The organism is Mastigocoleus testarum BC008 (assembly GCF_001456025.1).
GTDB classification, from domain to species: Bacteria; Cyanobacteriota; Cyanobacteriia; order Cyanobacteriales; family Nostocaceae; genus Mastigocoleus; species Mastigocoleus testarum.
In genome coordinates, this window is record NZ_LMTZ01000127.1 from 1 (window position 1) to 22,483 (window position 22,483).

17 protein-coding genes are annotated in these 22,483 nt (G+C 38.6%); 6 read left to right on the forward strand and 11 right to left on the reverse strand.

Going from position 1 to position 22,483, the window contains the following annotated elements; genetic code table 11:
* The first annotated feature begins 89 nt into the window (after positions 1 to 89).
* Positions 90 to 536, forward strand: a complete 447-nt coding sequence (locus BC008_RS51755) for a transposase domain-containing protein (RefSeq protein WP_235595975.1) — start codon at positions 90 to 92, stop codon at positions 534 to 536.
* Positions 529 to 1,482 carry an IS4 family transposase gene (locus BC008_RS32905; RefSeq protein WP_235595976.1) on the forward strand — a complete coding sequence of 318 codons (954 nt, stop codon included), beginning with the start codon at positions 529 to 531 and terminating at the stop codon, positions 1,480 to 1,482. Before BC008_RS51755 ends, BC008_RS32905 begins: the two co-directional genes overlap by 8 nt.
* A gap of 22 nt (positions 1,483 to 1,504) precedes the next feature.
* On the opposite strand, the gene BC008_RS32910 is transcribed toward BC008_RS32905, so the two are convergent.
* Positions 1,505 to 2,137, reverse strand: a complete 633-nt coding sequence (locus BC008_RS32910; protein WP_235595977.1) for an EfeM/EfeO family lipoprotein — start codon at positions 2,135 to 2,137, stop codon at positions 1,505 to 1,507.
* A 641-nt stretch (positions 2,138 to 2,778) separates the two neighbouring features.
* On the opposite strand from BC008_RS32910, the gene BC008_RS32915 reads away from it, so the two are divergent.
* Both BC008_RS32915 and BC008_RS32920 read left to right on the forward strand, forming a co-directional pair.
* A complete protein-coding gene (locus BC008_RS32915; protein ID WP_058184253.1) occupies positions 2,779 to 3,486 on the forward strand; it encodes a PEP-CTERM sorting domain-containing protein in 708 nt (235 codons plus the stop codon).
* An 859-nt stretch (positions 3,487 to 4,345) separates the two neighbouring features.
* The gene (locus BC008_RS32920) at positions 4,346 to 4,582 is read left to right on the forward strand and encodes a hypothetical protein (protein ID WP_058184255.1); all 237 of its coding nucleotides are present in this window, start codon (positions 4,346 to 4,348) and stop codon (positions 4,580 to 4,582) included.
* Positions 4,583 to 4,702: 120 nt separating this feature from the next.
* Here the strand turns inward: BC008_RS32920 and BC008_RS32925 are convergent, their stop codons facing one another.
* Positions 4,703 to 5,077, reverse strand: coding sequence for a zinc ribbon domain-containing protein (locus BC008_RS32925; RefSeq protein ID WP_058184257.1), 375 nt, complete (start codon positions 5,075 to 5,077; stop codon positions 4,703 to 4,705).
* Positions 5,078 to 5,220: 143 nt separating this feature from the next.
* Complete coding sequence (gene ruvC, locus BC008_RS32930) at positions 5,221 to 5,712, reverse strand: crossover junction endodeoxyribonuclease RuvC (protein ID WP_027843167.1); 492 nt, start codon at positions 5,710 to 5,712, stop codon at positions 5,221 to 5,223.
* Between the two features lie 415 nt (positions 5,713 to 6,127).
* Here ruvC and BC008_RS32935 point away from each other — a divergent pair, with 415 nt between their 5' ends.
* Positions 6,128 to 7,525 (forward strand): gluconeogenesis factor YvcK family protein, encoded by a 1,398-nt coding sequence (locus BC008_RS32935; protein WP_036265310.1) that lies wholly within the window; start codon positions 6,128 to 6,130, stop codon positions 7,523 to 7,525.
* 191 nt (positions 7,526 to 7,716) lie between these two features.
* Here BC008_RS32935 and BC008_RS32940 read toward each other — a convergent pair whose 3' ends face one another.
* From BC008_RS32940 to psbB, 6 genes are all read right to left on the reverse strand, one after another.
* Entirely contained in the window at positions 7,717 to 10,125 is a 2,409-nt protein-coding gene (locus BC008_RS32940; protein WP_027843166.1) for a ComEC/Rec2 family competence protein, read from the reverse strand.
* A gap of 299 nt (positions 10,126 to 10,424) precedes the next feature.
* Positions 10,425 to 15,248, reverse strand: a complete 4,824-nt coding sequence (locus tag BC008_RS32945; RefSeq protein WP_058184259.1) for a cadherin domain-containing protein — start codon at positions 15,246 to 15,248, stop codon at positions 10,425 to 10,427.
* Positions 15,249 to 15,289: 41 nt separating this feature from the next.
* Complete coding sequence (locus BC008_RS32950; protein WP_153009706.1) at positions 15,290 to 16,360, reverse strand: hypothetical protein; 1,071 nt, start codon at positions 16,358 to 16,360, stop codon at positions 15,290 to 15,292.
* Between the two features lie 550 nt (positions 16,361 to 16,910).
* Entirely contained in the window at positions 16,911 to 17,060 is a 150-nt protein-coding gene (locus BC008_RS46975; RefSeq protein ID WP_072207797.1) for a photosystem I reaction center subunit IX, read from the reverse strand.
* Positions 17,061 to 17,126: 66 nt separating this feature from the next.
* Complete coding sequence (locus BC008_RS32955) at positions 17,127 to 17,609, reverse strand: photosystem I reaction center subunit III (RefSeq protein WP_027843164.1); 483 nt, start codon at positions 17,607 to 17,609, stop codon at positions 17,127 to 17,129.
* A gap of 94 nt (positions 17,610 to 17,703) precedes the next feature.
* Complete coding sequence (gene psbB / locus BC008_RS32960) at positions 17,704 to 19,233, reverse strand: photosystem II chlorophyll-binding protein CP47 (RefSeq protein WP_027843163.1); 1,530 nt, start codon at positions 19,231 to 19,233, stop codon at positions 17,704 to 17,706.
* A 2-nt stretch (positions 19,234 to 19,235) separates the two neighbouring features.
* Between psbB and BC008_RS32965 the strand changes: the two genes are divergently transcribed.
* The gene (locus BC008_RS32965; protein ID WP_027843162.1) at positions 19,236 to 19,592 is read left to right on the forward strand and encodes a hypothetical protein; all 357 of its coding nucleotides are present in this window, start codon (positions 19,236 to 19,238) and stop codon (positions 19,590 to 19,592) included.
* Positions 19,593 to 19,660: 68 nt separating this feature from the next.
* Here the strand turns inward: BC008_RS32965 and psbC are convergent, their stop codons facing one another.
* The gene (gene psbC / locus BC008_RS32970; RefSeq protein ID WP_027843161.1) at positions 19,661 to 21,064 is read right to left on the reverse strand and encodes a photosystem II reaction center protein CP43; all 1,404 of its coding nucleotides are present in this window, start codon (positions 21,062 to 21,064) and stop codon (positions 19,661 to 19,663) included.
* Positions 21,065 to 21,270: 206 nt separating this feature from the next.
* Positions 21,271 to 22,329: a photosystem II D2 protein (photosystem q(a) protein) gene (gene psbD / locus BC008_RS32975; RefSeq protein ID WP_027843160.1), complete on the reverse strand. Its 1,059-nt coding sequence runs from the start codon at positions 22,327 to 22,329 to the stop codon at positions 21,271 to 21,273.
* Positions 22,330 to 22,483 lie beyond the last annotated feature (154 nt).

Below are 22,483 nucleotides of genomic sequence, written 5' to 3' on the forward strand. Positions count from 1 at the left end.
AAGCTACCTCCCACACTTCCCACACCTCCCACACTCCCCACACTCCCCATCAGTTCAAGGTTTGAGTCTTAACTTCGTGCCATTCTACTGTGACACTACGAGTACAAATCCTCAAGAATAAATTTAATCAAAGTCTGGGATTACCTTTTAAAGAATTATTACCATACCCGGCAATCGAGCAAGTACTCGAAGAATTAAAAATAAAATACAAGAAGCGATTATTTGACCCATTCATAACATTATGGGCATTTTTATCTCAGGTTTTAGATACTGATAAAAGTTGCCATAATACCGTAAGTAAAATAATTGCTTATTTAACAGCAGAAGGAGTAGAAATTCCTTCCACTGATACAAGTGCTTACTGTCAAGCACGGTCAAGATTACCAGAAAAACTATTAGAAAAACTTTTTAATAAGTCTGGACAAAATTTAGAAGAGAAAGTAACAACAGAACATTTGTGGTGTGGTCGTTCGTGGCGCATGCCGCGCGTCTTCCAATGTAAAAGTGATAGATGGTTCAACTGTGTCGATGCCTGATACAATTGAAAATCAGAAAGTATATCCCCAACCAAAAAGTCAAAAAGTTGGATGTGGATTTCCAATAGCCAAAATTGGTGTGATATTTAGTTTAGCAACGGGAGCTGCTGTTGCTTTAGTTATCGATGTTTTGAACACTCATGACATTCAATTGGCTAGAAAACTATATCAGTTTCTTAAGCCCTTAGATATCCTTTTAGGGGATAGAGCTTTTTGCGCTTATGCTGACTTAGCCACTATTAAAAAACTTGATTGTGACGCAGTATTTCGCAAACACCAAGCTCGAAAAACATCCATGTACAAAGGTAAAATTGTTGGAGATTGCGACAAATTGGTGACTTGGCATAAACCTAAAAGATGCCCCAAAGGATTGAGTAAAGATGAATTTAATGCTTTACCCGCTACTATAACTGTGCGCGAAATATACTATTATATTGTAATTCCTGGTTTTAGAACTCAAAGAGCTAGTTTAATCACTACACTATGCGATAAAAATACTTATTCTACTCTGGAAATCATCAAACTTTATGGCAAACGTTGGCATGCAGAAATAGATTTAAAACATATCAAAACTACTCTAGGAATGGATGTTTTACGTTGTAAAACTCCTTCTATGGTACGCAAAGAAATTTACGTTTATTTGCTGGCTTACAATTTACTTCGTAGCTTGATGTGGTCGGCAGGTACTACTTGCGGTGCTCCTCCGTTGCGCTTGTCATTGCAAGGTACTCGTCATCATTTAAATAACTTTATTCCTCAATTATTAGGCGCTTATTCTAAAAAACGTCTTCAAATTTATTCCACTTTACTTAAAGTTATTGCTCATAAGGCTGTTCCAGAACGTCCAGGCCGTAGTCAACCACGAGTTCGTAAACGTCGTCCTAAAGCTTATCCTTTGATGACAAAACCACGGCATGAATTAAATAAGCAATTACAGACTGTTTAAACCACAAGGGTTCCAGCTTTTCTTAGTGCCATTCGATTAATAAGCTTTGATCTGACCAAGTTTCTTCTTCGCTAGAAATTTTCTTTGCAGGAACTTCAGTCGCGACTGCAATCATACCACCAAAATGGTCTTTGGCATTGAAATTACTAGGGTCGTTTAACTTATCAATTAGTGATTTAATACTTGCGATCAAACCTTCTCCATAAGGGACTGCAGCTTTGAGATTGTCATCTCGATAAATAAAAGCCTCAATTTTATGGAACCCCTTAAAACCCTCATCTTCGTCACCATTATCAAATGCATAGGGACGAGCATCAATATCAGTATCTTCTTGCTCGAAATTACCAGCTAAAACTTCTATTTGTTCGTAAGGTGGACGAGACTCCACATAGGCTTTCTTGGCTGCTTCAAGGTTATTGCTTTTAAGAGCTTCTAAAAGTTGTTCTGCTAATGGTAATTGCTCTTGAGCTTGTTTTTGGAAATACTTGACACCTGCCTGAACTTGCTCGGTATAGTTCATATTATTGGCTGCAACCATATCAACTTTAGGGCTCACATCTTCTTGACTAATATTTGTAGACTGAGCACAGTTAGTTAAGAAGACAAGAACCACAGCCATCAATCCCAGCCCCAAAGAACGTAAGATAGACTTCATTTGTATTAATAGTTACTTGCTTGCACGATAGAGGTATATTAAAGCTTATTAATAATTATTGTCAATTTATTTGTGATGCTCGTTTTAAAAGAGAATCAATTTTTCAGGAAAAAATGTAACTTTTACATCTTGACTTTGGTTATATTTCTAGTTTCTAATATATAGGTTTATTGCAAATTTTATCAGTTTAATGAGAATAAGTTGTTTCTTAAGATAATTTTCTTTGGCTGAGATATTCAGAACGAATATTTTAATATCGTTTTAAAGTCAGCAAAAAAATTAAGAAAAAAATAGACATCATTCTTCTAAAGTAGACAGCAGAAATTATACTGACAAAAAACACTTCACAAAATACTATCAGTGTAATTTCGTGTGATTTACATTGTAATAATTATTGTTTATGATTACTTTAGTTGATACTTTTGTTACATGAGCTTATATAAGATAAATACATATATTGCTTTATTTGAATAAATAGGTATATGAATAACCGTTATTTTACTGGGAACTAAAGAAAAAATTTAACATCTATTCTTCTCGGAAGTCGCGGTAATAAAAAAGGTACGTGCTTCTACTAAAACTGTCTTACTGACATTACTGACTACAGAAATTGCACTATCAAAATTTACCCTTATAAATTAATGAATTACATAAACACTTTAAACTTAGTCAAAAAAGTATCAATTACTGTTTTGAGTATGCTTGCGATCACAACAGTATTCGAGAAACAAGCCGAAGCAGTTGTAGTAACATTTGATGATATAGAAACAACCTATGGATTTGGTGCAGTAGAAAGCGGTTACGGTGGTTTAGACTGGGTTAATTTTGGATACGTAAACCAGATATTTCATCCTGGTTCTGGTTATGAGAATGGTTTAGCTTCAGGGGACTATACTGCATTTAATTGGTATGCAAAACCAGCAGAAGTTACAGGTGATCTATTCGACTTTCAAAGTACTTTCCTGACTGCTGCTTGGAATAATGGATTGAATATCTTGGTGGAAGGATTTTCAGGGGGAATATTGAAATATTCACAAAATGTGGTTGTTAACCCCAGCCAATCCAAGAAATTTATTTTTGACTACATAGGGGTCGATAGAGTGAAATTTACTTCATCAGGAGGAGTAGACGCAAACCCTAACGATAATATTGTAGGTAGAAACTTTGTAATGGATAATTTTACCTACCACAAAAGTAATTCGAGCATTACACCAGCTACTCCACCTCCTGTTTTACAACCTGGAGGAAATGTAGCAGAAGTTCCAGAACCGATTTCAGTTTTAGGTTCCTTGGTTGCTTTGGGTTTTGGTGGTATTTTCTATCGACAACATTCTCGAAAGTCACTTTAATTGCGAGTTAACAATCTCAGAGAATAAAAAGCATCAATTCTTTATTCCTGTTAAAACGAAGGAAGAAGGAAGAAGTTTGGAATTGCATTAGCGCAGCGTGCCTGCAAGGCATTGGGGATTTAAACCCCAACGCATTCACGCTTCCTCGTGCGGGCGTATCTTACACCGTATGACGGTGGGGAGTATGCCCTTCAGGCACGCTACGCGCTTCATCCCATATTGTTAGAAGATTAGCACCTAAATTCTAGCTTCCGACAAGAACACCCTCACGGGGTGACAAGCAGCCCAAAAGCTTTACTGAATAAGGCTTGAGAGTTTTGAAGTAGAAAATACAATTAACAAAAATATTGATAATGATAATTATTGTATCGTAGGCTTGGCGATGCCTGAGACGCGGTAAGCCGAACGGCGCTTCACTGAACCGCATATGCGGTGTTTGCACGCAGCAAGCTGTTCACGTAGTGCGCCCAAACACGGAGTGCGTCCAAACGTGCTTATCGCTTATTGTAAAAAACCACAAAGAGGCATGATATAAAATTTTCTAAGTACATGCTTCCTAACATAATATAATTATAAAAACAGAAAATATAAATAAAATATTAAAATCAATCAAATTTTACAAAAAATATGCAATTTTAGATACAAAGTAATTTTTCCAAGAATGTAGTTTGAACGACAAAATTTAAAATGTCAAAACAATATTTGTGCTCTGAGGCCAATATTTTAAATTATGTTTAAGCGTAACTATCTATAAGCCAACAAAAGAAAACGCTTGGTTCAAACGTGGTTTTGCTCTTAACCCTTCCACTCAGCTTATTGAAATAATAGGTTTTTCTCACTACTGGGAGCTAAAGCTTTCATGAATTTCATGCAGGTATTATCTGAATTTTTGGCAAATAAATTTCCTTTTTGGGGTGTTTGTCATTTGAGTTTTGACCCCAATAACAGAACTCTTTATATTCGCTGTAGAAGTTCGAGGATCAGAACATCGGTTCTCAAAGATGCATCTAAGCTAATAGATTTGGATATCGGTATTTATAAGTTTGTTGTAACTCATCCAGATCATTCTGATATCATTATCCAACCATCATCTTAATTTCAAAGTGATTGTAAAGTTCTGTCACATCAAAATCTTTACTTTTTTTTTGGGTGGAAATCTGATCGCTTTAAGTTTCTTTTTCCTGTTTTATTTTTCTGGTGAATTTCTCCAATTAATTTACCCAGAAGTTATTAAGGCAAAAAGAAAACAAATTAATAGCAAACACAGTAACAAGATTAAAAACTGATTGCGTTTTAACCAAAAAATCAATTGATTACTAAATTTATTTGCTTCTTGTTGCTGTTTTTGTTCTAATTCTTGGACTCGGATATCTTCGTATATGGTACATTCCTTTGCGTAAGGGCGTTTGGGAAAATTACAGGTATCATCACTGTGATAAACACAGGTGTCGCACAAATACTCTTCATTAGTAGAACGATGTAAAGGAATTCCTGGATGTCCGTAAGCTTTTAGCTGGGTACGACAAAATGGACAGGTAATAGCTTGAGGTTCAATGTGCTGCTTGCAGCGAGGACAGGTTGTGGTATCCACGGTAGATACAAGTATTTGGGTGACTATTTGATTTTAGCTTTTGATCGTAATAGCTTACAGGTAATACCAAATTAATCAGGTGAACGCTTCACGGCTGCTCGCAGATGTTTCTCACGCAAATTCTGTTTATTTTGCCTTTCATCTTAAGATTGAAACCAAGCGGTTAATGCGATCGCTAATGCATCAGCAGCATCGTCAGGACGGGGAACATAGTCTAAATCTAATTCCTGTGCTACCGCTTCTTGAACTTGGTATTTTTCCGCGTTACCGCGACCAGTTAGGGCTAACTTAATTTGAGAAGGGGCAAATTCGACGGTATTAACAGATTTTTGGGCTAAAGCTAACATTACAACTCCTCTAGCTTGTGCAACCAAAATAGTGTTTGACATTCGGTAGAAAAAAAATTTTTCTATTGCAACCAAGTCCGGTTTCCATTCTTCTATCAAAGTATGTAAATCATCGTGCAACGTGCATAACCTTTTTCCCAACTCAGTTTTTGCTGGTGTACGAATTACACCAAAGTCAAGTAGTTGTACAGAATTATGATGAATTTGGGTTTGATTTGTCTGACAATTGATTATCCCAAATCCTAAAATTGCTAAACCCGGATCTATTCCTAAAATACGTTTTTCCATTAGTTTTAATAACTTTGCTCTGGTGCTTTCCCTTTGCTGGCTAACAGGGAACGGCGACTAGTATAGCGTAGGGAACGGTCCGTTTTTTTGTAGGAAAATTTCAAGATGAGAATCCGGAATCAAAACACAATTGAGTTATTATTTAGTCCTGTTTATTTTAGGTGAAATTTACTGAGGCAGTTTAAGTTTTTATAAAGGTACTTTATTCTCACAAATATAGGGACATCTAACCATCTAAAATTTATTCAGGGTATCATTCTGGAGATGGATATGTTCATAAACATGCGGACAACTGTAATAAAATGCGTAAAATCTAACAGACAAAGAAAATGTAATAAATCCATACCTAGGGAATAAGCCAACTGTTGTACATTTTCAATAGGTCAAAATTTATATTTATGTTGCATTTGTTGCTATGTCAATAGGTTTTTTTAAACACGCCTTAAATGTTGTGCAACAACAGTCTCGCCGCCGCACTCCTCATCGAGTAAGCCAATGGTTTAAGTGGTTATCACCCGGACTATCTGTTAAGCGTTGGTTGTTAATAAGCGTAAGTGGCGTAATTCTTGCTTGTTTAGGATTAGCAATTTGGGTCAGACTTACCCCAATTTACAGGATAATTCAATTATTTAAGATTTTTTTAGAGTTTATTACCGACATTGTACCTTATTATGTCAGCGGTCCAATTGTTTTATTGTGCGGTTTAGTTTTACTTTTATGGGGGCAAACCCGTACTGTTGGTTCCGTAACTGAGGCATTCAGACCGCAAGGTGAAGAGCAATTAGTTGATGCCTTGATGGCACATCGCCGTTTATATCGAGGACCAAAGATTGTAGTTGTTGGTGGTGGAACTGGACTTTCTACTTTGTTAAGGGGTCTTAAAGCTTACAGCGCAAATATTACGGCAATTGTAACTGTTGCCGATGATGGTGGTTCTTCAGGAAGATTGCGTCGAGAAATTGGTGTTTTACCGCCAGGAGATATTCGTAATTGCTTGTCTGGTTTGGCAGATGAAGAAAAACTATTGACAGAATTATTCCAATACCGTTTTAGTGCTGGGGATGGTTTGAGCGGCCATAGTTTTGGTAATTTATTTTTAACTGCCATGAGTGAAATTACTGGGGACTTAGAAAGGGCTGTTGCAGCAAGTTCCAAAGTCTTAGCGATTAGAGGTCAAGTTCTCCCTGCAACTTTAAGTGACGTTCAACTTTGGGCGGAACTAACCGATGGTCGTCGTATTGAAGGTGAGTCTAATATTACTGAGGCAGGGGGAAAAATTGCCAAAATTGGTTGTACTCCAGCTGCTCCACCAGCTTTGCCTACAGCAATCAAAGCTATAAAAGAAGCAGATTGTATAGTCATGGGACCTGGTAGTCTTTATACTAGTGTAATTCCTAATCTTTTGGTACCAGAAATTTCTGATGCGATCGCAGCTTCAACCTCTCCACGTATTTATGTCTGTAATATTATGACTCAACCCGGAGAAACTGATGGATATAGCGTAGCCGATCACATAGAAGCGATCGATAAGGCTTGTGGTCGGCGTTTATTTAATTCAGTATTAGTCCACAAGAAGTCTCCCTCTTCTCGTGCTTTATTTCGCTATGCAAAGGAAAAATCCCATCCTGTATTTATAGATCGCGAAGCTATAAGTAAATTAGGACGAAGGATCGTACCTGCAAATGTGATCCAAGAAGATGAAGTTGGTTATGTACGCCATAATCCCTATCAGTTAGCAAAAGTATTATTGCGTTGGTATAGTCGAACTCCACATAAAATGAGCAGATTCAAGAAAATTTACTCTAAAAAATAATTCAATATAATTGGTGGGTTTTAAGCGAATTGTGTGAGTCCGTCAAACTAATGTATTTATTCAGTAAGCCTTATTTAGTTAGTAATGCTCTACATTCATCGCCAAAGTTGTTAGAAAATTTTTCTATTATTGTTGGTTCCCTATTTGATATTCTTAATCGTCTTTTTTTGCTGCGTCCTATTCCTCACTTATTACATCACTGACGTTTGATTTTCATTTTGCTGAATTGCAGCTTCAAATTTGTTTTCTGGCGTCCATTTTATTGCACCATCGCTGCGAGTGAAGAATACCTGTGTTTGTGTTTCTTTTTGAATTTTTGACAACAAAGATTTTGTTTGTTGAGTATCTGGGGTAGAAATAATAGCAACTTTAGGCTTAATAACGCTAATCAGTTTTTGCCAAGCATCACCTGAATACCATAATACTTGAGGATGAGGTAAATAATTGTTTTCGACTGTTTTAAATAAATCGCTGCGTTTGAGATTACCTACCAACAGCCAACTTTGATTTTGAATTTGAATTTCTAATATTGGAATTCGCTCGTTAATTAAGTTTACTACTGCTGTCCCTGTATTAATAGGCGTTCCTAATAATAAAGGTTGAGATATAGTTTTTTGTGCTTGTAATTGCTCCTGGATTATCTTCTGGGAAAAATTTTGTTCGGGAACGGCAGAATATTGATAGAAGTTTTTGAATGAAAAATTTTGGAGTAGTGTTAACCACCCACTTTCGTTATCATTCTCAAAATTATTGGCGATCGCAGCAAAAATTTGGTTTACACCTTGTTGTTTTAAAAAAGGAATTATTGCAAATCTAGCTGTTTTTTCGCTACCGCTATTGATTAATGTTACTTCTCCTTGGTTTTGAATAACTATAACTGGTTCTGTTCCTGCAGCCATTACTGTAACTTGAAATAAATTACTAGAATTATGCCAAGTAGGAAGCAGCACTACAATTAATGCAATTAAGCCACCAAACCACCATCTACGCTTAAACCAAGTTAAAAAACAAACTAAAAGAATGATGCCGTAAACAGTTAATAGCTGCCAAATAGCAATTTTTCCCAAAGCAATGGAATTTCCTGGTAGCTGATTAAAAAATTCAACTAATTTAATCAACCAATCTGTAGGTAAGTACAAAAATCCTGCTAAACTACTGCCGATATTTTGAGCGGCTAAACCCACTAAAGCACTGATAATTCCACCAATACAGATTGCAGAAATCAATGGTGTGCTGATGATATTAAGTAAAATACTATAGGCTGGGACAACTCCAAAAACATATAACTGCAAGGGTAAAGTCCAAATCGTTGCAGCAACAGGAACTGATATGAGGGAAGCAATGGTGGGTGGTAACCAATTTAAACCCTTGGTAATGAGAGGAACTGTTGTAATTAAACCTAGGGTGGCTAAAAAACTAAGCTGGAAACCCAAATCCCAAATCCATAAGGGGTTTACTAGTAATAATAATGTTGCGGCTAATAATAAGGATCCCAACTGCTTTACTTTACGTTTTAAACCGATCCCTAACAAAGCTGCAAATCCCATAATCGCTGCTCTGAGAATGGAAGCTTGAAAACCTGTAAGGCTAACAAATACAATCAGAGCAATGCAGCCAGCACTGAATTGTATTCCTCGGCTCAAGCGCTTAGTGATATTTAAAACTAATCCTAAAATTAAGGAAGTATGAAATCCTGAAGCTGCAATTACGTGAGCTAATCCTGCTTTAACAAATAAATCGCGAATGTCATAGGGTAAATCGACAGCTTTGTTTCCCAAAACCATTGCACTTAGCATCGGACCTTGGGGAACACCCAATCCAGCAAGATGCAATCGCACAATTTTTTGACGAATTTTCCACCATCCCCATCCTTGCGTTTCCTCTAGAATATTCACTTGACGTCCGCTCAAACCAGCAAAAGCTCCTTGTCTTTGGAGATACTTTTGGAAGTCAAAACCGCCAGGATTACTTGCTGGTCGTGGTTGATATAAAATTCCTGTAACAGCAATTCGTTCGCCGGGATGCAAACCAGTAGCTTGAAGAATAGGTACGGTAACATATAATTTACCGTTTACACCTTTAAGGGTGTCGTCTGCATTATTTTCTTTTCTTACCTCATCTATTTGTTTGGGTTTTAACCAAAACTGTCCCCGTCCAGAACGAGTTAAGCGAGGTTTACTTGTTACTTCACCTCGGACAATAAATACTTGTTCTTGAAAATTATTATCTGTTTTTGGGATAAACCTGCTAATATCATTTGGAAGCGGTTGTGGCAGTCGAAATTGAAGATAAAAACTTGCCAACACACCAATGAAGCCGCCAATCAACCAGATAATCGATTTTGGTTTCATCGATTGTGTTTTGATTGATTGTGCTCTAACCGATTGTGAAGTATTATTTGCCAGAAATGATTTTTTTTGTTTTGTTGGCGGTCGCGTAATTGCTTCAGTCTGTTTACGCCTTGATATTGGACGTCTTTTAGCTAAAACTGCACCAACGACACCCAGTAGGAGAATCCAAACACCTCCCCCAGGAATTGCTGTGGATAGCAATCCGAAAATGTAACCCAGACAAATAATGATACCAGTAGCCCGAAGCATCAGAATAATTGCAGAATATCTGGCAATGATAGAAACGTGATTATAGCTTTTTTCTGCTCGGGCAACTACAAATCAGTGAAAACAGATCTTGATTTGGTAACATCAACGTAAATAATCACAATAAAAAAGCCAGCGAGAAGGAACTTATTTTTTTGCTTCACAAAATATAAAAAAACTGGAAATATAAAAAAAACTGGCGCTCAAAAATCAAAAGTATGATTTTACGGGTTTTGAGCGCAAGTTTTTTCAGAGATGTATCGCGATCGAATTGTAGGACAAGAGCAAAATTTCAAACAGTTTTAAGTTGTTGGAAAATTAACTCGTACAATTACATCATTAAAGTCATTGTCCCCACCACCAGATAAATCTTCAAAACCAAAGCTATTATCACCAAGTAAACGAATATGGTCAGCCCGATCCGTATTTGCTCCCAAGAAGGAGAAGTAGACTTCTGCATTGTTATTAATTGCTTCATCCACAGTTCCATCTACAACAATGAAGGAGGCTAAAATACTTCCACCCTCCAAAATTCCATCAAAGGTAGCAGTTTGCTGATTATCTGCTTGAAGCAAATCTAAACCTGTGATGCGATTTGTTAAAGCAGCTTCTGTATATCCACTATCACCAGGATTCAAATCTGCCACACCATCACTATTTATATCAATACCACCGTTAGTATCGGTAATTTGATAGAAACCAACAAGATTATCGAAATTCGCTTCCCTGTGTACTTCAACATTGACTGATACTTGACCGGTGATATCGGTCAAATCGATAATTTCATTTTGTGTTTGTCCTTGTAAATTAGTGCTGGAAGTAGGAGCATCTTGAGTAAGTTGTACGCTCAACTCCATATCTGTGAAGTCACTATTACCTATTTCATCTGACCAGTTTAATTTAAAGCCTTCTGTCGCAAAGTCAGATACTTGTAGGTTGGAGGAATCGGAAAAGAATATAGGTAAATTTGTTGTTCCGCTTGCTTGTAATTCAGTTAGTGTTGTATCAGTTGTACCATTAGATACTAGATAGAAGCCCAAACGTGCATCGGAATCAACTTCAAGTACCCTTTCAATATCTTCCAAGTCAAATCCAGTAGGGCGATTTGCAATTGCTGAGAAGATGACTTGTGCTTTTTCTAAAGCTGCTTGGAGATAACCCTCTGAACCAGGAGTTAACCCATCAATATTACCGTTTTCATCATCTACAACAAATACACCCACCTCATTGACATTTTCGGTGTCGTTGTTAGTTAAAGTAAATTTGATGTTGGTAGGGTCTCCTCCATTCAAAGTAAATATTCCGTTATTACTTTCAGTATCAAACTGAGCAGGAGGAACATCATTAAGGTTGACAGTGACGTTTGCTGTATCACTTAAACTACCTGTATCTGTTGCTGTAACCTCTAAATTGAAGCTAGGGGTGGTTTCAAAGTCGAGGTCATCTTTGTCATTAACAATAATTGCTCCCGTAGAGGGATCAATTGCAAAAGCTAGGTTACTATCATTATCTGGGTCAAGGTTTCCGGAAGTTATTGCAAAAGTTAGAGCTTCATCTTCGGGGTCGGTTGCGGTAATAATCCCTACTTGTGTTCCTTCGTCACTATTTTCATCTATGGTGAAGGTAGCATCATCAACAGTAAGTTCTTCCTCCTCATCAGTAACGCTAATAGTCAAGTCTTGAGTTACAGTTTCACTTCCATCAGAAACACCAACAGAAACTTGGTAATTGTTATCAGTATTAGCATCGGATGCAGTTTCAAAATCGGGAGGATTATTAAAGCTTAATTCCCCACTGTTGGAATCGATAGTAAATAATCCTTGGTCAGCACCACCCAATAAGTTAAATGTTAGGTCATTACCTTCTGCATCTTCTGCGGTAATTGTTCCTACTGTTGTGGTGTTTTCTGCAACTGAGAATGTTGGATTACTGGTGATAGTTGGTGGTGTGTTAACATCATCATCAAGTATTGTAAATATCAAATCCTCACTTGGAACTAATGCAGACCCTGAAACACTTGTTAGCTTAATTCCAAATGTCTCATCATCTTCAATTTCTTGATCTGGATTGATAGAAATATCAATTGTTTTTATATCTTCACTAGCAGCAAAAGTTACTTCACGTGAAGAAAAACCATCGACGAAATCAGATGCTTGAGCAGGATTATCACCAGCAGCAATAATTTCAATATTAATTGTGTCAGTTCCATTTAAACCGCCAAAGCGATCAAGTGTGAGTGTGAGAGTCGATGGAGCATCGGAATCTCCTTCTACAACTGTAGGATCGTCAGCAGTAATAGCCATGCTGATTACACTATCATCATCAATGATATTGACCCCAGCAGTTTCTGTTGTTGCTCCATCAGCAAATGTTCCACCAGAAACCACACTCAGATCGAGAAATACAGATTCATCTCCTTCAACATCAGTATCTCCTAATATTTCCAGCGTAATATCACCAGAGCTTTGTCCCGCAGCAATTGTCAATTGACCTGTAGTTTCTATAAAGTCAGTTCCTGCATCTGCATCATCTGAACGAGTAGTAAAATCAATTACTACATCTTCAGTTGTGGTACTAGAAAGATTAACAGTAAAGGTCGCAGTAGTTGAACCAGTATTACCTTCTGCGATCGAGATACCTTGGTTTGCTAAAGATAGTATTGGTGTAACCGCCAGTGTATCAACAGCTAGTCGAACATCACTGAATTCAATAAATTCTACATTTAGTAAAGTATTATCAGTACCGATATTGACTACATTCCCATTTTTGGAAACACCACCAGCCCCCTCTTGAGTCTTATTGATTTCCACAGTATCGATACCTGCACCACCGTCTACCAGGTTGACACCACCTGAGAGAATAAAACGGTCATTTCCACCATTACCAAATATGGTGTTTTCACCGTTACTAACTCGTATAGTATTATCAAGGTCGTTAGCGTTGATTTCTCGAATTACTGGCTGACTTACTATAGTATTTTCAAGACTAATTTGATTATTTTCTTGGCTGATCGACTGGCTCACCGTAGACTCAATGAAGTCAGTTTGATTCACACTGAAGGTAATAATTTGTTTTGTTCCATTATCCGTTTGCTGTGTGACCTGTTCCTGACCCGTGGTAATTTTATAGTCTAGAGAAGTTGTTGGAGTACCATCATTAAACACCACATCGAAGGTGATATCATTTTCTGCTTCCCGTGTGACTTCGAGTCCATCAATAGTACCTTCAAATTTGAGACCAAGTGTATCCTCAACCAATTGATCTGGAGTAATTGTATCGACTACAGTACCACCTAATTTCACATCAATGCGTTCAATGATATTTTTATCTACAGTTGCTGCATTAAATTCTGTGATTAAGTCAGCAGGATCTGAAAGCACAACAGCATCATCTGAATCGACAATGTTTAATTGACTTAAACTCGGATTACCAATACCAAAAGCACGAACTTCTGCTAATTGTTGTAACTGTGTAGCACTTGACGAGAAGTCAGGACCGTTATTAAATCCATCAGAGAGAAAATAAGCAATATTAGTTGCATTATTATTGCGTGACGTAAAGAAATTTTGTGCTTCAACTAAAGCTGAATTAAAGTTTGTACTACCACCAGCAATTAACCCATTGATAGTAGAAATTGTGGTAGGTGCATCTAGTGGAGCGAATAAAGATGCAGAACTATCAAAATCTACGACAGCAAATTCACTATTATTGGCAATACCATCATCAATTAAAGATTGAGTTAATTCTTGGTAGGCAGCTTTAGCTTGTACAATTCTGTTTCCAGACATACTACCGGAACTGTCAATAATATAGGCAAAATTGTATAAGATTCCCTGTTCAGAACCAATAGTAAGAGTATAGTTTACATCACCGTCAAACATCCAAGCTGGAGATTCAACAGTAATTGTCCCAATTTTGTTACCGCCATTATCAAGAATATCTTCTTCGGGAGTAATAAGCGCACCATCTTTTAACTTTGTGTTGTCGTTGGGGTCTACTTGGAGTGGTACAAAGAAAAGATTTCCATCATCGTCGGTACCATTATCATCCGCATCAACAAATTCAAAGACACCGAATTCAATATCCTTGGTGGTATCTGTAGCATCACTCTGGCTTCCACGTGCATGTGTGAATTCAAATGCAGGATTGGAGGGGTCAGTAATTGTAAAATCATAGTTGGTGAATATTTCCGAGAAGAGGGCTTGATCGACACCATCGCCACCTTCTAAGCGGTCATTTGCACCACCACCAAATAATTGGTCATTACCATCGTTTCCTAGGATGCGTTCTCTACGGTAAGAACCGAAAATATCATCGTTAGCAGTACTACCAATGATTGCATTTTCTGAAAGGTCATTAGCATTGGTTGTTCCAGAATCAGTTTCAATCTGGTCGATTATTTCATCATAAATATCCGTCGTAATCAGCACACCACTGTTGTATGTGCTTCCTCCGTAAGCATGAATCCCTAAAACGCGAGGATTACTCTCACCGTCAAGAGTGTGCCAAACACCACTTCCGCTCTGACCACCAGCAGTGTCAACATCTTGAGAGTAGAAAAAACGTCCGCTAAATGTACCTACAATATTACCTGGTGATTCTGCTGCACCTGGAGAACGTACTAAATCACGTCCCCGTCGCCCAGTGTTACCTGGTATATTACCTGAGACATTGTCTCCTGGATATCCTGCTGTATCAATAGTTAAACCTCCAGCAGTTTCAGGATCGACAAACGCAATTAGACCAATTACATCAGTGTCAGGAAGTAAAGTATTACTAGTTGTAAAAACAGCAATATCATCTCCTGGACTCTCTGTTATGTTGTAATTATCTACGAAATTTACATTTGTAACATTTGCTGCTGGGTCACCTGTAGCTCCGATAAAACGAGAGTTCAAAGCATTCTGGTTTGCACTAACAGTGGCCCTTAAAGCAGTAGCATTTGTATTATTACGGGCATTGTAAGCATTGTGACCTGCGGTAAGCACATGATTTGGTGCTATGGCTATTCCAGTACCGATACCACCACCACTACCAAATCGAGCATCCACAGCCGTAACAGTAGAAAAAGGAAATGTACCAAACGAAGTAATAACCTGTCTACTATCAGGACCAATTACGCTCATTTCAATATTCTCCAAAAAATAATAAAATGAAAATTAGCGGACTAGTCTTTTGATGTAATATGCTGCTCTATACAGAGCTTTACGCCAGAAGAGGTCTTTTGAACAGTTGTCAAAAGGCTGTTTTGAAGTAGAGCGCGATCTATATCTCTACGCTCCTTCACTAGACGAGGTGTAGCGATATCGTCAAGGTTAAATAGTTCTAAAAGGGCTTGTTGCTCACCATCACTTGAGGGGGGACGCATTCGTGCTAAAGTATTTTTGTCTAAAGAGAGTTTACCAACTCCATCAATAACTGTTCTTGAACCATCTTTAATTCCTTTAATTAAGGTTTTCGGTGGTGTAGCGTAAGTTAATCCTCCTACTGCACCAACCACAGCAAACTGGTCAGAAATTGCTACAGTACTTCCCATATGAGCATTGGGAACAGCAAGTCTTTGGGGTTTATTTTCTGATGTTTCCAAGTCAAACAACCAAGCAGCTCCTGTATCATCAAAGGTCGAACCAACGAGGAGTAGATTATTTTTAAGATCGATATCAACACCAAAATTCTGTTCTGCACTATTTGTAGGTGAAAAAATCTGCTTTACATTACCTTCTGTTAACAAATTGACTTTACCAATCCATCCACCAGGTTCTTCTTCTTCCTTGATACTGAAAGCAATTCTTCCTCCATCTGCGGAAACCGAGAAACCAGAAATTTCACCACCACTAAGTGCATCAATCCGTTTCACTTCTGCTTTCTTATCAAGCAAAACTTTATATACTCCACCAGAGAAAGATACTCCAAGTTGATTAGTATATTGAAAAATTTCTTGATTATTTGGCTTATGCTTCTCAGTGTATGCACCAACAACTAAAGTCGATTTGTCTAAAGAAATATCATAACCAAACCCAGAGCCGACAACTTCAGCAGCAGAACCTTTTGGAGGCAAAATTTCTCTTGTTCTTAACCACTTTTGATTACGATTATGGCTATATACAAGAACGCGATTTGCTTCTGGATCGCCAACTGCTAAATAGCGATCGCTAATTGCTAAAGCGTAACCAAATGACTTACTATCACCAGGTTCTGATAATAAGCATGTTTGCACGGAGGTTGAGGTACTTTTCACTGCAAATAACACCCCAAATATAATTAGTAAAATGAAGTAATTACTTTTCATACGACTTAATAAATACGAATGTATTAATGATACTCAGTGCATCAGTACAAACCCTAGTCATATAAAAAATCATAGTGGGATGTATCGAACGAGAAAACAGTCATTACTGATTTGATGACGCAGGTTAAAACCTATTTTTTCTAGTTTCTTATTTGTGAAATAAAATATATAAACTTGACAACAAGTATACTATTACGCGTACCTCCGATAAGGTTGTTCTTTTTAATACTTTTGATTTATTTGTATGCAATGATATTTTCAAGGTAGCATAAGACACTTTTCGTTAACCGGTATTAGTGTGTATGCAAATTATGTTTTGCCAAAAATTTATTAATAATTGATTCAGTAAATCACAGTTTGAAGCTATTAGAAATGATGAACTAAATCGTTTCCCAGGAATTTTAAATACAAAAATAAAGGTGATAGCTTAGAAAGCCCTATCACCCTTTAGGTATATCACAATCTTATTAACTAAAAGAAAATAGCCAAAGTTATCAAATTATTTTGGTAAAGAATGGAAAAAAGTGCCGTATTGTAGTCCAGGGAAAAGGTAATTTAACACAATGAAAACCATGAACAGGATAACTACTGCCAAAGTCGCAACAACAGGAGCAGTAGAAAGATATTTCAAAAAATAACGTGACTCCATTATTGATTCTCCTTAGATCGAGCAAGTGAAGCTAATTAAAGAATTAATTGCTAAGTACAAAATTAACTAACGAATAGAAATCGGAATTTCCTCATCCTTAGCGACTAAGTCACCACTAAGGAATTCTTTGACTGTTAATAAAGGCCACATCAGAGCCGCCACCATGCAACTAAAAAACAGTGGCACATCAATAAACAGTTCCTTTTCTTCCCCTGCGCCTTCTTTTCTAATTGCTCGTAGATAAGAACGACCACTCCAACCAATCCAACCTGCAATGTATAGAAACATCACAATCGGAGTCAATACATCAAATGCAAGGCTGAGTCGGTCAAGTACTAAATGGGGTAAACCATCATCCCCACAGAGTAGACGTGAATAAGCTTTAAATGGCTGAGTGGTGTAATAACTATCAGGTGCATTTTGCATTCTTTCTACAAACGCAGCTGATTCATTGCAAGGTACAAGTGTAGTATTCTCAGCCATTGCAACGGGAGCAAAGTTCATCCAAAGAAAAGCTGCTGCAAGTAGCGCCAAAAATAATTTTTTCATCTTGATTGTTCCTAAATCATCTGGAGATGTACCAGAGGCAAAGCCGACGCCGCAGGCTCTGGTATGTCCCTACATGTCTGTGTGTTTCTTCTAATTAAATAGTTTGCTTTTTACGAGTAGTCAAATCGCCCACTTTCTGGAAGACGCCGAACTCTACTTGTTCGTCTAGTTCTGGGTCAATTCCAGCAAAGACATCTCGGTAAATTGTGCGCGAACCATGCCAAATATGTCCGAAGAACCATAACAAGCCCCAAATAGTATGGGCAAAAGCAAACCACCCACGGGTACTGGTACGGAATATACCGTCAGATTTGAGGGTTTTGCTATCAAACTCAAAAATTTCGCCTAGTTGAGCACGCCGAGCCAGTGGTTTTACATCAATTGGATCTGTAAATGTTTGACCGTCCAGTGCACCACCATAGAAACTAACAGTTGTACCAGTTTGCTCAAAGCTTAGCTTTGATAATGCGCGCTGGAAGGGTATATCGGCACGTACAACATCATCTTTGTCAGTCAAAACTACCGGAAAAGTTTCAAAGAAATTAGGCATTCGTCGTACTTTCAATTCCCGACCTTCTCCATCCCGAAAAACTGGATGACCTGACCAAGTTAGAGCAATACCATCCCCTTTATTCATGGCTCCTACTCTGAATAAACCACCCTTAGCTGGACTATTGCCAACATAGTCATAGAAAGCCAATTTATCTGGAATACTAGACCAAGCTTGGGAAAGGTCTTTACCTTGAGCTAATTTAGTTTGCACTCTTCGATTAATTTCTTTTTGGAAATAACCGCTGTCCCATTGATAACGAGTTGGTCCAAATAGTTCAATTGGAGTAGTAGCCGAACCATACCACATGGTGCCAGAAACAACGAAAGCCGCAAAGAAGAATGTTGCTAGAGCGCTTGCAAGAACGGTTTCAATATTACCCATTCTTAAAGCTCTGTAAAGTACTTCTGGTGGTCGGAAAGCTATGTGGAAAATACCACCGATAATACCAACAATCCCCGCAGCAATGTGATGAGCCACAACACCACCAGGATTAAAAGGATTAAAGCCCTCTGGTCCCCATACCGGCGCAACTCCTTCGATGTGACCATTTAATCCATAGGGGTCAGAAACCCACATACCAGGACCAAATATCCCTGTAAGGTGAAAAGCTCCGAAACCAAAACAAAGAAGACCAGCTAATAACAAATGAATACCAAATATTTTTGGCAAGTCAAGAACTGGCTCATTAGTCTCGCGGTCTATAAATAAATCTAAATCCCAATAAACCCAGTGCCAACAAGCGGCGAGGAATAATAAGCCAGCTAAGATAATATGAGTGGCGGCGACACTTTCAAAAGTCCAAAGACTAAAACCTGTAACAGGCTCGCCCGTAATACTCCAACCGCCCCAAGATTCGGTAACACCTAATCGAGCCATAAAAGGCAATACAAACATACCCTGACGCCACATCGGGTTAAGAACAGGGTCACTGGGGTCAAAAAGGGCTAGTTCGTATAAAGCCATTGACCCCGCCCAACCAGCTGTAAGAGCTGTGTGCATCAGGTGGACAGCAATTAGTCGTCCTGGGTCATTTAAAACTACTGTGTGAACGCGGTACCAAGGTAGTCCCATTAATGATACTCCTTATTTATGAAAGAAGAATTAGGAGTCTTATCGCCCGTAGCTTTGTTATTTTGAGGGTTACTGTTTGGGTTAAGTTCATCCTCAAAATTCACAATTCAAAATTTATAGCTCCTAAATCTTCTTCATTACTTAATTTTCAGAAAAAAAGTTGCAGATATGTGCCTGAGATGGAACCGGGAAAAAATTTTTTCAAAAACATCACAGTCACAGAAAAGAATGCGATCGCAATATTACCAATGACAAGAGCAATAATGTGTTCGAGTAAAAAATTCTGCATCGGTACAACCAAAATCAAAACTTTTACTAAAATTGGAAAATATGAAAGACTAAAGCCCAATGATGAGTAAACATTTACGAGTTAACAGTTAGCTTGCAACTGATAACTGATAACTGGTAACTGGTAACTGACAACTGATTAATCCAGTGGTTTCATAGATAAAACTGGTTCATCTTCACGTTCAATACCTCTTTCAAAACCAGCAGCAGCAGCTCTTGCACGACCAGCATGCCACAGGTGACCTACCAAAAACAGTAATGCAAAGATAAAGTGGAAAGAAGCTAGCCAGGTACGAGGTCCAACAAAATTAAAGGAGTTAAGTTCCGTGGCTAAACCACCTACTGAATTCAAAGAGCCGATAGGAGCATGAGTCATGTACTCAGCAGCCCGACGAATTTGCCAAGGTTGAATATCATGCTCTAACTTGTCTATATCTAGACCATTGGGACCACGTAATGGCTCTAACCACGGTGCTCTGACATCCCAAAAGCGCATAGTTTCAGCCCCAAAGATGATTTCTCCTGAAGGCGATCGCTGTAAATATTTTCCTAAACCGGTAGGACCTTGAGCCCCAGCAACACTAGCCCCTAACTTTTGGTCGCGTACAATAAAATTTAACACTTGGGCAGTAGCAGCTTCACCAACGGTAGGACCATAAAACTCACTGGGATAAGCGGTATTGTTAAACCAGATAAACATCGCTGCAATAAAAGCTTGTCCGGCGACATTGCCTAAACTTTGGGAAAGGTAAGCTTCACCAGACCAGATAAAGACTCTATGGGTCCACTTAAATGGCTTAGTTACGATGTGCCAAATACCACCTAGGATCAGAATTCCGCCCATCCAAATATGACCGCCTACTAAATCCTCCAGGTTGTTAACGCTGACAATGTTACCTTGACCACCAGTAATATTTCTGAACACATAACCAAAAATGATTCTTGGATCAAGGGTGGGATTGGTCACAAAGCGCACTTCACCGCCTCCTGGAGCCCAAGTGTCATATAAACCACCCCAAAACATTGCTTTACATACAAGTAATAAAGCGCCTACACCAAGAGCAATCAAGTGATATCCAAGAATACTGGTGACTTTGTCTTTATCACTCCAATCAAAATTGAAAAAACCTGCTAGCTTTTCGGGACCTTTGATTGAGTGATAAATGCCACCAAAACCCAAGACAGCAGACCCAATAAGATGGATTACAGCAATGGCAAAAAATGGGAAAGTGCTTATTACTTCACCTCCATGTCCCACACCAAAACCAAGAGTTGCAATGTGGGGCATTAAAATTAAGCCCTGTTCGTACATGGGCTTATCTGGAATATAGTGAGCAACCTCGAACAACAGCATTGCTCCAGCCCAAAAAGCAATTATTCCGGCGTGAGCAACATGAGCTCCTAAGAAGCGCCCAGATAAGTTGATGAAACGGGCATTACCAGCCCACCAGGCATATCCAGTAGATGCTTGATCGCGACCTTCGCTCTCAGGCGGACTGATAGTCGTGGTATTCGTAGCTGAACTTTCAAAAGGTGTTTCCATTGTTATTAAGCGATTAGGGATTAGTGATTAGGGATTAGGGATTAGGGATTAGGGATTAGGGATTGCACTGCGTGCCGCCGCAAGCGGCATATAGCGATTGGGATGGGTCATGGGGTGGGGAGGCATAGGAGATAAAAATAGTTACCAATACCTACTCCCCAATCCCCATTCATCGTAAGGTGCGGGCGTACCCCAATCGCCATCCCCTAAAGTGCATTTCCGCGAGGTAATACTTCTTCGGGGAATTGGAAGTTTTGGTGGGGTTGGTCTTGTGGAGCCATCCAAGCCCTGACGCCCTCATTCAGGAGAATGTTTTTGGTGTAGAATGTCTCAAACTCTGGATCTTCAGCGGCTCTTAACTCTTGGCTGATAAAATCATATGCTCGTAAATTAAAGGCTAAACCCGCCATTCCAATTGCACTCATCCACAAACCGGTCACTGGTACAAACAGCATGAAAAAGTGCAACCATCGCTTATTGGAAAATGCAATTCCAAAAATCTGCGACCAAAAACGGTTAGCAGTAACAAAGGAATAAGTTTCTTCTGCTTGAGTTGCACTAAAAGCACCGAAAGTATTGAAATTTCTACCATCTTTGAAGAGGGTATTTTCCACTGTTGCACCGTGAATAGCACATAATAAAGCACCACCTAATACACCTGCTACGCCCATCATATGGAACGGGTTGAGCGTATAGTTATGGAAACCTTGGAAGAATAGCAAGAAACGGAAAATTGCGGCTACCCCAAAACTGGGAGCAAAAAACCAGCTAGATTGACCTAATGGATAAACCAAAAATACAGAAACAAAAACGGCAATAGGTGCAGAAAATGCGATCGCATTATACGGTCGAAGACGCACAAGTCTGGCAATCTCAAATTGTCGCAGCATAAAGCCGATTAAACCAAAAGCACCATGGAAGGCGACAAAATTCCATAATCCACCAAGTTGACACCAGCGGGTAAAATCTCCCTGTGCTTCTGGTCCCCATAATAATAGTAAGGAGTGATCTAGACTATCGGGGGGGGTAGAAACAGCTGCGGTAAGGAAATTACAACCCTCTATGTAAGAACTGACAATACCATGGGTGTACCAAGAAGTTACGAAGGTTGTACCGGTAAACCAAGCCCCAATAGACAAGTAAGCACAGGGGAACAATAAAAGACCAGACCAACCGATGAAAACAAAGCGATCGCGTTTGAGCCAGTCATCGAGGATGCCAAACCATCCTAAACCAGTCTGACTGCGTCTAAGAGCTACAGTCATATTATTTTTCCTTTTTTTGTAATAGTGAGTAGTGAGTGGTGAGTAATAAGTAACAAGTAATGAGTAATGAGTGGTGAAAGGTGTTCGCGGATCCGCTCTCAGCTACGCTAAGAGCTTGAAAAGCACCGAAAGTGAACAGCATCGGCGCAGCTTA

What these genes read in the sequence shown, in the direction of transcription:
- psbC (WP_027843161.1), bottom strand. Translation starts at nt 21,064, where the DNA reads ATGGAAACACCTTTTGAAAGTTCAGCTACGAATACCACGACTATCAGT.
- ruvC (WP_027843167.1), bottom strand. Translation starts at nt 5,712, where the DNA reads ATGGAAAAACGTATTTTAGGAATAGATCCGGGTTTAGCAATTTTAGGA.
- psbD (WP_027843160.1), bottom strand. Translation starts at nt 22,329, where the DNA reads ATGACTGTAGCTCTTAGACGCAGTCAGACTGGTTTAGGATGGTTTGGC.
- psbB (WP_027843163.1), bottom strand. Translation starts at nt 19,233, where the DNA reads ATGGGACTACCTTGGTACCGCGTTCACACAGTAGTTTTAAATGACCCA.
- BC008_RS32915 (WP_058184253.1), top strand. Translation starts at nt 2,779, where the DNA reads ATGAATTACATAAACACTTTAAACTTAGTCAAAAAAGTATCAATTACT.
- BC008_RS32940 (WP_027843166.1), bottom strand. Translation starts at nt 10,125, where the DNA reads ATGCTTCGGGCTACTGGTATCATTATTTGTCTGGGTTACATTTTCGGA.
- BC008_RS32955 (WP_027843164.1), bottom strand. Translation starts at nt 17,609, where the DNA reads ATGAAAAAATTATTTTTGGCGCTACTTGCAGCAGCTTTTCTTTGGATG.
- BC008_RS32945 (WP_058184259.1), bottom strand. Translation starts at nt 15,248, where the DNA reads ATGAGCGTAATTGGTCCTGATAGTAGACAGGTTATTACTTCGTTTGGT.
- BC008_RS32935 (WP_036265310.1), top strand. Translation starts at nt 6,128, where the DNA reads ATGTCAATAGGTTTTTTTAAACACGCCTTAAATGTTGTGCAACAACAG.
- BC008_RS46975 (WP_072207797.1), bottom strand. Translation starts at nt 17,060, where the DNA reads ATGGAGTCACGTTATTTTTTGAAATATCTTTCTACTGCTCCTGTTGTT.
- BC008_RS32910 (WP_235595977.1), bottom strand. Translation starts at nt 2,137, where the DNA reads ATGAAGTCTATCTTACGTTCTTTGGGGCTGGGATTGATGGCTGTGGTT.
- BC008_RS32920 (WP_058184255.1), top strand. Translation starts at nt 4,346, where the DNA reads ATGAATTTCATGCAGGTATTATCTGAATTTTTGGCAAATAAATTTCCT.
- BC008_RS32905 (WP_235595976.1), top strand. Translation starts at nt 529, where the DNA reads ATGCCTGATACAATTGAAAATCAGAAAGTATATCCCCAACCAAAAAGT.
- BC008_RS32965 (WP_027843162.1), top strand. Translation starts at nt 19,236, where the DNA reads ATGATACTCCTTATTTATGAAAGAAGAATTAGGAGTCTTATCGCCCGT.